The 12488-nt window shown below is 71.8% G+C and carries 9 protein-coding genes; 3 read left to right on the forward strand and 6 right to left on the reverse strand.

What is annotated here, in order from left to right:
- Window positions 1-60: 60 nt before the first annotated feature.
- The 4 genes from ELY19_RS01305 to ELY19_RS01320 all read right to left on the reverse strand — a co-directional run bounded on the left by ELY19_RS01305 (window position 61) and on the right by ELY19_RS01320 (window position 4853).
- On the reverse strand, window positions 61-867 hold the full coding sequence (locus ELY19_RS01305) for a hypothetical protein (RefSeq protein WP_126194589.1): 807 nt from the start codon (window positions 865-867) through the stop codon (window positions 61-63).
- Window positions 868-3450, reverse strand: a complete 2583-nt coding sequence (locus tag ELY19_RS01310; RefSeq protein WP_322745658.1) for a DEAD/DEAH box helicase — start codon at window positions 3448-3450, stop codon at window positions 868-870.
- A gap of 340 nt (window positions 3451-3790) precedes the next feature.
- The gene (locus ELY19_RS01315) at window positions 3791-4414 is read right to left on the reverse strand and encodes a GNAT family N-acetyltransferase (RefSeq protein ID WP_126194591.1); all 624 of its coding nucleotides are present in this window, start codon (window positions 4412-4414) and stop codon (window positions 3791-3793) included.
- Between the two features lie 10 nt (window positions 4415-4424).
- The gene (locus ELY19_RS01320; protein WP_126194592.1) at window positions 4425-4853 is read right to left on the reverse strand and encodes an acyl-CoA thioesterase; all 429 of its coding nucleotides are present in this window, start codon (window positions 4851-4853) and stop codon (window positions 4425-4427) included.
- Window positions 4854-4971: 118 nt separating this feature from the next.
- Here ELY19_RS01320 and ELY19_RS01325 point away from each other — a divergent pair, with 118 nt between their 5' ends.
- Together ELY19_RS01325 and ELY19_RS01330 are read left to right on the forward strand one after the other, a co-directional pair.
- A complete protein-coding gene (locus tag ELY19_RS01325; RefSeq protein WP_197715961.1) occupies window positions 4972-5751 on the forward strand; it encodes a hypothetical protein in 780 nt (259 codons plus the stop codon).
- A 136-nt stretch (window positions 5752-5887) separates the two neighbouring features.
- Window positions 5888-9625 carry a multifunctional oxoglutarate decarboxylase/oxoglutarate dehydrogenase thiamine pyrophosphate-binding subunit/dihydrolipoyllysine-residue succinyltransferase subunit gene (locus ELY19_RS01330; protein ID WP_126194593.1) on the forward strand — a complete coding sequence of 1246 codons (3738 nt, stop codon included), beginning with the start codon at window positions 5888-5890 and terminating at the stop codon, window positions 9623-9625.
- Between the two features lie 257 nt (window positions 9626-9882).
- Here ELY19_RS01330 and ELY19_RS01335 read toward each other — a convergent pair whose 3' ends face one another.
- Window positions 9883-10542, reverse strand: coding sequence for a TetR/AcrR family transcriptional regulator (locus tag ELY19_RS01335; RefSeq protein WP_126194594.1), 660 nt, complete (start codon window positions 10540-10542; stop codon window positions 9883-9885).
- A gap of 126 nt (window positions 10543-10668) precedes the next feature.
- Here ELY19_RS01335 and ELY19_RS01340 point away from each other — a divergent pair, with 126 nt between their 5' ends.
- Window positions 10669-11499 (forward strand): SDR family NAD(P)-dependent oxidoreductase, encoded by an 831-nt coding sequence (locus ELY19_RS01340; protein WP_126194595.1) that lies wholly within the window; start codon window positions 10669-10671, stop codon window positions 11497-11499.
- 58 nt (window positions 11500-11557) lie between these two features.
- Here ELY19_RS01340 and ELY19_RS01345 read toward each other — a convergent pair whose 3' ends face one another.
- A complete protein-coding gene (locus tag ELY19_RS01345; RefSeq protein WP_126194596.1) occupies window positions 11558-12463 on the reverse strand; it encodes a glycine betaine ABC transporter substrate-binding protein in 906 nt (301 codons plus the stop codon).
- Between the last annotated feature and the right edge of the window lie 25 nt (window positions 12464-12488).

Consider the following 12488-nt stretch of genomic DNA (forward strand, 5'->3'; position numbering starts at 1 on the left):
TCGCCCCTCAGGGTAGTGACCCCCACCGACAGGTTCCGTCACCGACGCGGCCCCGCCGCGTCATCGCGGGTCACGGAGGCGGTCGTAGAGCTCGGCCAGCTCGTCCTGCGCCTCGGCGACGTCGGCGGGCTTCGTCCCGGTGCGGCGCAGCGCCCTGCGCAGGAGCGACGGGTCGAGCAGGGTCATGGCGTCGATCGGGGACGGCTCCGGCAGCGCCGGCAGGTCGTAGCCCTCGCCGTAGAACGCCGCGGCACCCGCGTCCCAGTCCCCGGGCTCCCCGGCAGCGGGTTCCCCGGCATCGCGCGCACCGTCGGGGCCCGTCGCCGAGCCCGACGGTGCCGGGCCCTCCCGCTCGGTCGTGCTGACGCGCGCCAACAGCCCCGCGAGCGGGACGCCGGCGAAGTCGAGGATCAGCGACGGGTCCGTGTCGGCGGCGGCGCAGAACTCGTAGGTCAGGGCGAGGGCGTGCACGCACGCGCCGGAGTCGTCGGGGCACGCGCAGTCGACCAGCACGTCGGACGCGGTCTCGGGCAGCACCAGCTCGCCCAGCGTGCGCCCGAGGTCGCCGCGGGTGACGCCGAGCAGCTCCGCGGCCGCGCCCTGCGCGACGAGCAGGGAGACCACCGCGGCCGGATCGCCGGGCACGCGGGAGAGCGCGACGCCGAACGGGTCGAGCTGGCTGCCCTGCACCGTCGCGGTGATCGACGCGGGCACCACGGCGAGCGAGTACACCTGGTGCTCCTGGTAGAGCCGCCGGGCGTATTGGACCTTGCGCCGCTCGGTGACGTCCTCGCGCTGCTGGATGAGGCGCCTGCTGAACCACGTCGCGCCCATGGGCCGCGCGGTGTCGCGGGTTCGTCTCGCCACCTAGACCACCGCCTCGTCGCGCAGGGCGACCAGCTCGTAGAGCTCGTCGTTGTTCAGCTCGGTCAGCCACGCCTCGCCCGTCCGCACCGTCATCGACGAGAGCTCCTTCTTGGCCGCGATCACCCCGTCGATGCGCTCCTCGAGCGTCCCCGCGCAGACGAACTTGCGGACCTGCACCGCTCGGGTCTGGCCGATGCGGAAGGCGCGATCGGTGGCCTGGTTCTCGACGGCGGGGTTCCACCAGCGGTCCACGTGGATCACGTGATTCGCGGCGGTGAGGTTGAGCCCGGTGCCGCCGGACTGCACCGTCGCGACGAGGGTCGGGGCGCCGTCACCGGACTGGAACCGCGCGACCAGCGCGTCGCGCTCGGCGCGGGGCACCCCGCCGTCGAGGACGGGGACGTCCGCGCCCAGCAGGCCCGTGAGCCAGGGCTGGAGCATGCGCGCGAACTCGGCGTACTGGGTGAAGACGAGTGCCCGTTCGCCCTCGTCGGCGACCGTGGTGAGGATGTCGGCCAGCAGCTCCACCTTGCCCGAGCGGTGCTGCCCGCGGCGCAGCAGCGGCGAGCCGTCGCCGAGGTAGTGCGCGGGGTGGTTGCAGATCTGCTTGAGCCTGGTCAGGGACGCCAGAACCAGGCCCCGCCGGCCCATGCCCTGCGACTGACGCAGCTCCTCGACCAGCCGGTTCAGCACGGCCTGGTACAGCCCCGCCTGCTCCGGCGTGAGCGACGCGCGCACCGTGAACTCGGCCTTCTCCGGCAGTTCCGGTGCGATCGCCGGGTCGGTCTTCTCGCGGCGCAGGATGAACGGCGAGGTCAGGGTGTTCAGCCTGCGGACGGCCGCCCGGTCCTGTTCGCGTTCGATGGGCAGCGCGTAGCGATTGCGGAAGGTGCGGGCCGAGCCGAGCAGGCCGGGGTTGACCAGGTCGATCACGGCGCGCAGGTCCTCGAGGCGGTTCTCGACGGGGGTACCGGTGAGCGCGACGCGGTGCGCCGCGGGGAACGCGCGCAACGCCCTGGCGGCGGCGGTGTTGACGTTCTTCACGTGCTGCGCCTCGTCGACCACGAGGCGGCCCCAGTGGTGCCCGGCGAGCAGCTCGCGGTCGCGCGCGGCGAGGGCGAACGTCGTGACCACCACGTCGGATTCGGCCGCGATCCGCCCGAACTCCTCACCGGTCGGGCGGTCTGCGCCGTGGTGCACGTGCACGCGCAGGCCCGGGGCGAAGCGCTGCGCCTCCGCGACCCAATTGCCGACCACGGACATCGGGCAGACCAGCAGCGTCGGCCGGACCGGCTCACCCGCCTCCCGCTCGTGGCAGAGCAGCGCGAGCACCTGGATCGTCTTGCCCAGCCCCATGTCGTCGGCGAGGACGGCGCCGATCCCGCTGCGCCACAGCGTGACCAACCACTCCAACCCGCGCACCTGGTAGTCGCGCAGCTGCGCTTTCAGGGTCGACGGTGCCGCCACCTCCGCCGGGGCGATGGTGCCGCCGCGGTACACGGAGTCGAGCCAGCCGAGGCCGTCGACGGCGGCGAGCGGCGCGGGCAGCGCCGCGGGGTCGGCGATCATCCCGAGCAGGTCGCTCAGGTCCGTACCGGACTCGGCGGCGGAGCGCTGCTCCGCCACGAACCGCGCCGCGTGCGCCAGCGTGCGGCGGTCGGCACGCACCCACCGGCCGCGCACCTCCACCAGCCCGGACGCCGAGTTCGCCAGGGACGCCAGCTCGCTCGCGGTGAGCACCGTGTCACCGACGGCGAGTTGCCAGGCGAAGTCCTTGACCTCGGCGAGACCGGCCTGCACCGTCAGGGCCGTGCGGCCCGGCTGCTCCCGCCCGACGAGCCGCAGGGCGGGGCGCACCGTCGCGATGGAGGCGGGCAGCAGCACCTCGTAGCCGGCCTTCGTGAGCCCGGGCGCGCCCTCCAGGAAGAGCGCCTCCGCCTCCTCGGTGGTGAGCAGGAAGTCCAGCGAGCTCTCGTCCTGCGCGACCCGTTTGAGCGGCGGATAGACCGCGAGCGCGCGGGCCAACTCCCCCGCCAGGTCGTCCAGGTCGACGGGGCTCATCCGGCCGGGATCGGCGCGCACGGGCGCGGCGCCGGGGACGCGGCGGCACACCTCGAGCCGCCAGAGGGCCGGCGGGGCTCCGCCCCCGGTGCCGGCGGCGGAACCGGCGGCCCGCATCGAATACGGGGCCAGGGGGTTCTCGCCCGGGCTGCGGCCGTCGGGCTCGACGAGGCGCAGCACCAGCAGCGTCTCGGCGGAGCGGACGCTCCCCGCCCATTCGGTCCACGCGGCCGCGGCCCCGGCGTCGGCGACGGCCCGGGCCGGCAGGGGCTCGCCGTCGACCAGAGCGCGCAACGACGGTGCGGCGACCCAGGACCAGGGGCCGTCGCCGAGCCGGACCCGGGCGTACCGGTCGGCGAGCTCGGCGGCCATGTCGAGGATCGCGGCGAGGTCGCCCGTGCGGCGCAGGACCGGCGGCATCGCGGCGGCCGCGGCCTGCACCCAGGTGCGCCACTGCACCGACTCGATGGGCGCCCAGCGCACGATCTGATCGCCGTCGTCGCTGCGCAGCACCGGGCTCACGGCACCGGCGGCGACGAACCGCTCGACGGACTTCGCGACCCACCGCAGGTACCGGAGGTCGCCTGCGCCCTCCGACGGTGCGAGGGCGTCGAGCAGCGCGGCGGCGCGGTCCGGGCCCAGCGTGAGGGCCGGCGCGACGAGGCGCCGCTGCGGCCCCGCGACGGTGACGGAGCGGCGGGGACGGCGGTCGCCGAGTACCTCGGCGACGGGCGCGGGCAGGGCCGCGGCCTCGGGCTCTGCGGTGGGCTCGCCGAGCTCGTCGGTGAACCAGAGCGCGAGCCCGAGGCCGGGGCGCCACAGCCCGTGCGCGGCGGCCTGGGGGCGGGGCAGGGCGGCCTCCCTACTCCGGGACGGCGCGGTAGGCCTCGTGCCGGTGGCGCAGGCGGTGCCGCAGATGCGCCTCCACGGTGGGCCACTCGTGCCGGAGGATGGAGAACAGGACCGCGTCCTGCAGCGCGCCGTTGCGGTGCCGCTTGTAGCTGCGCAGCACCCCGTCCTGCTTCGCGCCGAGGCGAGCGATGGCCTCGCGCGACTGGGTGTTGATCCACTGGGTGCGCAGGCCGATGCACTCGCAGCCGAGCACGTCGAAGGCGTGCTGCAGCAAGAGCAGCTTGGACTCGGCGTTGGTGCCGGTGCCGTGCGCCGATGCCCGGTTCCAGGTGTAACCGATCTCCATCCGCGGGACCGCGGGGTCGATGTCGTAGTAGGTGGTCATGCCGAGCACCCGGCCCGCGGCGTCGATCGCGGTGAACGGGATCATCGCGCCCTGCTCCTGCAGTTGCAGCCGGCGGTCGATCTCGGCGCGCAGGCCCGACGGTGCCGGCACGGACGTGTACCAGCGGTCCCACAGCTGCCCGTCGTCGAGCGCCTCGCGCAGGCCGTCGTGCTGGTCGTGCGCCAGGGGCACGAGCGTGACGAGGTGCCCCGTCAGCGTGACGGGCTCCAGCGGGGTGAGGAAGGCCATGCCTCGCAGACTACTGCGAGCCACCGACGAGAAGCCGCTCCAGTGCGGTGCGGATCCCGTCCGGCACGCCGGCCGGACGACGGGTCTCCCGATCGACGAAGACGTGCACGAACCACCCCTCCGCGGCGGCGGCACCGTCGGCCCCGAACAGGGTGACGGCATAGGTCACGCTGGACCGGCCGAGCTTCGTGACCGCCAACCCGGCGGTGACCGGCTCGGGGAAGGCCAGCGGGGCGTCGTACCGGCAGTGAGATTCCACACAGAGGCCGATGGTGTCCCCGGCGTGGATGTCGAGGCCGCCCTCGCGGATCAGGAAGGTGTTGATCACCGTGTCGAAGAAGCTGTAGTAGACGACGTTGTTGACGTGCCCGTAGACGTCGTTGTCCTTCCAGCGCGTGGGGATGACCAGGGTGTACGGCTGCTCGTCGATGCTCGGCATGGCCCGGACGCTACTTGGGGCCGGCGTGTGCCCCGTCACCGACGGGGAATTTCCGTCGCCGATCGGTGGTAACAAGGGGTGGACGGTCCCGACGGGATCGCACACCACGGAGGACACCATGGCGAACAAGCCCGCTCGCATCCAGCCCGATCAGCCCGACCTCCCCGCCGTGCGGCACGACGGGGGCGGCGTCCTGGGCTCCGTCATCGACCGCGCCGCGCGCCTGCAGGCCCCGGCCGTCGCCAAGTACGTCGCGAGCCTGCGCGCCGATCATCCCGACGAGACGCCGGAGCAGATCATCGCGCGCCTGGAGAAGCGCTACCTGCTCACCGTGACCGGGACGGGCGGCGCCGCGGGCGCCACCGCGGCCGTCCCCGGCGTCGGCACGCTGGCGGCGATCGGCACGGTCGGCGCGGAGACCGTGGTGTTCATGGAGGCCTCGGCCCTGTACGCCCTGGCCGTCGCCGAGGTCTACGGCATCTCGCCCGAGGATCGTGAGCTGCGCAAGGCCCTGGTCCTCACGGCGGTGCTGGGCGAGGCCGGGCTCGGCGCCCTGCGGGCGACGGTGGGCGCCAAGAACGCGTCGCTGATGAACCTGAAGAAGAACCCCACCCAGATCCCGGGCGTCGGCAACCTGAACAAGCAGCTGATGAAGATGTTCAGCCGCCGGTTCCTGGCGAAGAAGTCGCCCCTGATCCTGGGCAAGCTCCTGCCGGCGGGGATCGGCGCCGTGGTGGGCGCGGGCGGCAACCGGGTCCTGGGCAAGGGCGTGATCAAGAACGCCCGCGCGGCCTTCGGCCCCGTCCCGGCCACCTGGCCCACCGCCCACCTGCGGGTGGTCGAGGGGTCGGCGACCGACGGCCCGGCGACCGGACTGCCCGGACCCGGCGCGGAGTGACCGCGACCGCGGAACGGGAGTAACCGACACATGTTTTCCGTGGTGGACTACCCTGGACCGCGCGGACCTGCGCCCTCTGCGATCCAGGGTGGCGCGCGCTTGATACGACGATGATGAATCGAGGCGAGGACCTGCCGTGAGCAGCAGTTCTGTATCGGATTTCGGCCAAAACGAGTGGCTGGTCGAGGAGATGTACGAGCGGTTCAAGGCCGACCCTAATTCGGTCGACCCGAGCTGGCACGAATTCCTCTCGAAGTACACCCCGGGAGTTGCAGAGGGTGGCAACGCGGCCGGCAACGGCGCGGCCCCCGCGGCCGCTCCCGCCGCGGCGCCCGCCGCTCCGGCACCGGCGCAGCCCGCCGCTGCACCGGCGGCAAAGGCCCCCAAGACGGCCGACACCACGCTGACCCCCGCGCCGTCCGCCCCGGTGACTCCGGCACCGTCGTCGCCCGCGAAGCCCGCCCCCGCGCCGAAGGCCCCGGCGCCCGCCTCGTTCCCGGACGAGGAGGAGCGCACCGTGCTCCGCGGCGCCGCCAACGCCGTGGTGAAGAACATGAACGCGAGCCGCGAGGTGCCGACCGCGACGTCGGTGCGCTCGATGCCGGTCAAGGTGATGTTCGACAACCGCGTGGTCATCAACAACCACCTCGCGCGCACCCGCGGCGGCAAGATCAGCTTCACCCACATCCTGGGTTACGCCCTGGTGCAGGGCGTCAAGGCCTTCCCCAACATGAACCGGCACTACGCCGAGATCGACGGCAAGCCGAACGCGGTGACCCCGCCGCACGTGAACCTGGGCATCGCCATCGACCTGGTCGGCAAGAACGGCAGCCGCAGCCTCGTGGTCGCGGGCGTCAAGGAAGCCGAGACCATGGACTTCGGCCAGTTCGTGGCCGCCTACGAGGACATCGTGCGCCGCGCCCGCCAGGGCAAGCTGGGCGCCGAGGACTTCGCCGGCGTCACGATCTCGCTGACCAACCCCGGCGGTATCGGCACCGTGCACTCGGTGCCCCGCCTCATGGTCGGCCAGGGCGCGATCATCGGCGTCGGCGCCATGGAGTACCCCGCCGAGTTCCAGGGCGCGAGCGACGAGAAGATCGCCGAGCTGGCGGTCGGCAAGCTCACCACCCTGACCTCGACCTACGATCACCGCATCATCCAGGGCGCCGAATCCGGCGACTTCCTGCGGTACGTCCACGAGCTCACGCTGAGCGACGACTTCTGGGACGACATCTTCCGCACGATGCACGTGCCCTACGAGCCGATCCGCTGGCGGCAGGACATCCCCGCCCACGGCATCGACAAGGACGCGCGCGTCCTCGAGCTCATCGCGGCGTACCGGGCGCGCGGGCACCTCATGGCCGACGTCGACCCGCTGCGCTACAACAACGAGAGCCTCGAGTCGCACCCCGACCTGAACGTGCTCACCTACGAGCTCACGCTGTGGGACCTGGACCGCACGTTCAACGTCGGCGGTTTCCACGGGGCCGAGCGGCTCAAGCTGCGCAAGGTGCTCTCGGTCCTGCGCGACGCCTACTGCCGCCACGTGGGCATCGAGTACACGCACATCCTCGAGCCCGAGCAGCAGAAGTGGCTGCAGGAGCGCGTGGAGACGAAGGACATCAAGCCCACCGTCGCCGAGCAGAAGTACATCCTCAGCAAGCTCAACGCGGCCGAGGCCTTCGAGACCTTCCTGCAGACCAAGTACGTCGGCCAGAAGCGCTTCTCGCTCGAGGGCGCGGAGTCCGTCATCCCGATGATGGACGCCGTGCTGGACCAGGCCGCCGAGCACCAGCTCGACGAGGTCGTCATCGGCATGCCGCACCGCGGCCGCCTGAACGTGCTGGCGAACATCGTCGGCAAGCCGTACAGCAAGATCTTCACCGAGTTCGAGGGCAACCTGAACCCGGCCCAGGCGCACGGCTCGGGCGACGTGAAGTACCACCTCGGCGCCGAGGGCAAGTACTACCAGATGTTCGGCGAGAACGAGATCACCGTCTCGCTGGTCGCGAACCCCTCGCACCTCGAGGCCGTCGATCCCGTGCTCGAGGGCATCGTGCACGCCAAGCAGGACATGCTGAACGCGCCCGACGGCGTGCACCCGGTCATGCCGCTCATGCTGCACGGCGACGCGGCCTTCGCGGGCCAGGGCGTGGTGGCCGAGACGCTGAACATGGCGAACCTCGACGGCTTCTCCAACGGCGGCACCGTCCACATCGTGGTGAACAACCAGGTGGGCTTCACCACGTCGCCGGAGAACTCGCGCAGCTCGCAGTACTGCACCGACGTGGCGAAGATGATCGGTGCGCCGATCTTCCACGTCAACGGCGACGATCCCGAGGCCTGCGTGTGGGTCGCCAAGCTCGCCGTCGACTTCCGCGAGCGTTTCCACAAGGACGTCGTGATCGACCTCGTCTGCTACCGCCGCCGCGGCCACAACGAGGGCGACGACCCGTCGATGACCCAGCCCGGCATGTACGACGTGATCGACACCAAGCGCGGCGTCCGCAAGTCCTACACCGAGGCCCTCATCGGTCGTGGCGACATCTCGACCAAGGAGGCCGAGGACGCGCTGCGCGACTACCAGGGCCAGCTGGAGCGGGTCTTCAACGAGGTCAAGGAGCTGGAGAAGTTCCAGGCCGAGCCCGCCCCGTCGATCATCGCCGACCAGCCGCTGCCGAGCTCGCTCGTGACCGCGGTGCCGCTGGAGCAGATCCAGCGCGTGGGCGACGCCTACGCCAACGTCCCCGAGGGCTTCACCGTGCACCCGCGCGTGGCACCGGTGGTCAAGCGCCGCTTCGAGATGTCGCGCGAGGGCGGCATCGACTGGGCCTTCGGCGAGCTGCTCGCCTTCGGCACCCTGCTGGAGGAGGGCCGCACGGTCCGCCTGGCCGGCCAGGACAGCCGCCGCGGCACGTTCACGCAGCGGCACGCGGTGCTCATCGACCGCCAGTCGGGCACCGAGTACACCCCGCTCGACCACCTCGGCCCCGACGGCTCGCCGTCACCCGGCAAGTTCATGGTCTACGACTCGGCGCTCACCGAGTACGCGGGCCTGGGCTTCGAGTACGGCTACTCCGTGGCCGACGAGTCGGCGCTGGTGTGCTGGGAGGCGCAGTTCGGCGACTTCGTCAACGGCGCGCAGTCGATCATCGACGAGTTCATCAGCTCGGGCGAGGCCAAGTGGGGCCAGACCTCGGGCGTGACGCTGCTGCTCCCGCACGGTCACGAGGGCCAGGGCCCCGACCACACGTCGGCCCGTATCGAGCGTTTCCTGCAGTTGTGCGCGGAGGGCTCGATGACCGTCGCCATGCCGTCGACGCCGGCCTCGTACTTCCATCTGCTGCGCCGCCACGCCCTCGACGGCGTGCGTCGCCCGATGGTGGTCGCGACGCCGAAGTCGATGCTGCGCAACAAGGCCGCCGTGAACCCCGTCGAGGACTTCACCTCGGGCAAGTTCCGCTCGGTCATCGACGATCCGGCGTTCGAGGTGGAGGGCGGCGACCGCAGCAAGGTCACGACCCTGCTGCTGGTCTCCGGCAAGCTCTACTACGAGCTGGAGGCGCGCCGGAAGAAGGACGGCCGCGACGACGTCGCGATCGTCCGCATGGAGCAGCTCTACCCGCTCCCGTCGCGGCGCCTGCCCGCCACGCTCGACCTGTACCCCAACGCGACCGACGTGCGCTGGGTCCAGGAGGAGCCGGCCAACCAGGGCGCGTGGCCGTTCTTCGGCCTGGCGCTGCCGGAGCTCGACGGCCGCCTGGTGGGCATCAAGCGGGTCTCGCGCCGCGCCATGTCCGCCCCGTGCTCGGGTTCGTCCAAGGTGCACGCCGTGGAGCAGGCCCAGATCATCGACGAGGCCTTCACCCTCTAGATCCTCCGAGCCACGCCAGAGCCGCCCTCCCTCTCAGGAAGGGCGGCTCTGGTCGTCCATGTCGACACCAGCGGGCATGAATGCCCACCGGACCGGACGGCATTGAACGAGGGACGGGTGGCGGCACCGCCGTCGAGCGCATCGGAGCGAGCGAGCCGCTAGGCGAGGGAGCGAGGTCTAAGCGAGCGGCGGTGCCGCCACCCGACCCGGCCCGACACACCCAGCTCGGCCCAGCACACCCAGCACACCCAGCACCGTCAGGCCTCCACGGGCGCCAGATCCAGCCCCACCGCCCCGGCCATCCCCACGAACATGGTGGCGAGGTGGTCGACGACCTCGTCGCGGCTCATCGCGGCGAAGCCGGCGTTCTCGTCGAGCCACTGCACCAGCGTCTCCTCGACCACGGCGATCCAGCCGTGCACGGCGAGCACGAACCGGGGCGAACGCTCGATGCCGATGTTCTCGGCCTGGTTCACGAACTGGTCGACGATCTGCTCGCGGACGGACTTCACGGCCGTCCGGATCCGCGGCTCGGACCAGCTGACGCCGGCGAGCATCGGCAGCAGGGACTGCCGGTTCTCCATGATGTGGTCGACGTACGTACCGAGCGTCGCGGTGAGGATCGGCATCACGTCGGTGATGTCCTCGGGGTCGCGATCGGGGGTGGCGACCTCCCCGACGATCCGCGCCTGCTCCTCCACGAGCGCGACCTGGAAGTCGAGCTTGGAGTCGAAGTAGTGGAACAACAGGCCTGCGGAGACGCCCGCCTGGCTCGCGATGTCCTCGATGGACACCTGCTCGAGCGCCTGGTGCTTCAGACTGAGCAGGCCCAGGTCGATGAACTGCTGGCGCCGGGCCTGGGGGCTGAGCCGGGTGCGCTTGCGCCCCACCGCTGCGGCGACGGACTTTCTGGTCACCTACTGAATCATACTCAATAGGTCGTTGACAGACCTCCCGTACCGACCCTACTGTCGAGTAAGAACGCCGAGCAGCGGCGCAGCACAGCCGCCCGGCCACGACCAGTGTGAGGGATGAACAACAGCATGAAGATTTTCCGCGGCAAGGTCGCCGTCATCACCGGGGCCGCCTCCGGCATGGGCCGCGAGCTGGCCCTCCAGCTCGCCGACGAGGGCGCGAAGCTCTCGCTCTGCGATTACGACCCCACCGGGCTCGAGCAGACCGCCGAGCTGGCCCGCGCCCGCGGCGCCGAGGTGCACACGAAGGTCGTCAACGTGGGCGAGCGCGAGCAGCTGCTGGCCTACGCGGACGAGGTGGTCGAGCACTACGGCACCGTCAACCTGCTGTTCAACAACGCCGGCATCGCGCACCACGAGCCGGTCGAGACCACGTCGTTCAAGGACTACGACCGGGTCATGGACATCGACTTCTGGGGCGTGGTCAACGGCACCAAGGCCTTCCTGCCGCACCTCATCGCCTCGGGCGACGCGCACATCGTCAACACCAGCTCGCTGTTCGGCCTGCTGTCCGTGGGCGGCCAGAGCGCCTACAACGCCGCCAAGTTCGGCGTCCGCGGTTTCACGGAGGCGCTGCGCATCGAGATGCTCTCCAGCGACCACAACGTCGGCGTGACCTGCGTGCACCCCGGCGGCATCAAGACCGCGATCGCGCGCAACGCCACCGGCGCCGAGAACGTCGACACCGCGCACACCGCGGCCCTCTTCGACAAGTACCTCGCCCGCACGGAGGCCGACGACGCCGCGCGCACCATCCTGAACGGCGTCAAGCGCAAGCGCGGCCGCGTCCTCATCGGCGCCGACGCGAAGATCATCGACGTGCTCGTGCGTCTCGGCGGCTCCGCCTACGAGCGCGTCAACGCGCTCATCGACCAGCAGCTCAACAAGCGCCTGAAGTAGCGCTCCCCCGATTCGGCGAGGGCGGGTACCGGTTCCGGTACCCGCCCTCGCCGTATCGTCAGTTCAGCGTGTGCTCGGCGGCCCAGTCGCTGGCCGCCTGCTCGGGCGTGCGCTCACCCGACTCGACCTGCGCGACCATCTCCGCGAGGTCGGCGGTGGTGAGTTCGCCGGCGATCGCGGACAGCCGCTTCGTCTGCGCCACCGTCAGTCCGTCGCGCCGCACCAGCGGCACCACGGCCCGCGACGGCACGACACCGTCGGGATCGGCCACCTGGGCGAAGTCCTTCGCCGCGGACGAGAGCGTGCCGAGTTGCGCGAGCGCCGCGCGGCCCTCGCGGACGGCGCGCGCGGCCGCCGCCTCGTCGGCAACCGGGACCACCGGACCCGTCGGGCAGCCGTAGCGGGCCCGCAGGTCCGACGGCGACCCGGCCGGCACCGCGACCGCGCCGGACAGACCCTCGCATCCGCGTAACGTCGCGGACGGGGCCTCCTTGGGCGCGAACAGCATCGGCTGGTCGAGCGCCAGCGTCGGATCACCCAGGCCGAGTCCCTCGGGCAGGACGGCGCTCAGGGCCACGAACTGCGCGTCCCACTGCGCCCGCGGGTTCTCGGACTCCTCCTCCTTCGCCTTCGTGGGCTGCGGAGCGCCGGGCCGGTACCGGTCCCACAGGGCGCCGGTCAGCGCGGGCGCGACGGTGAGGTCGCCCCGCTCGACGGCGGCCACGGCGGCGTCCTCCCCCGGGCCGAGGCCGAGCCGGGTCTCGACCGGCGTCCCCGCCATCCGCAGGGCGCCGGCGTAGATCAGGGCCTCGATCTTCGAGGCGGCGCTCCCGGCCGACCCGACGGTGACGGTGCCGGGCGCGGTGCGCGCGCCCAGGTCCGCCTGGTCTCCGGGGTCGGAGCAGCCCGCGAGCACCAGCGCGGCGAGGGCCGCGGCGGCGAGGCGGGGCGTGCGAGTTCTCACGCCTACTTTCTACCCGCCGCCGCCG

It is taken from the genome of Tsukamurella paurometabola (genome assembly GCF_900631615.1).
Taxonomy (GTDB): Bacteria; Actinomycetota; Actinomycetes; order Mycobacteriales; family Mycobacteriaceae; genus Tsukamurella; species Tsukamurella paurometabola_A.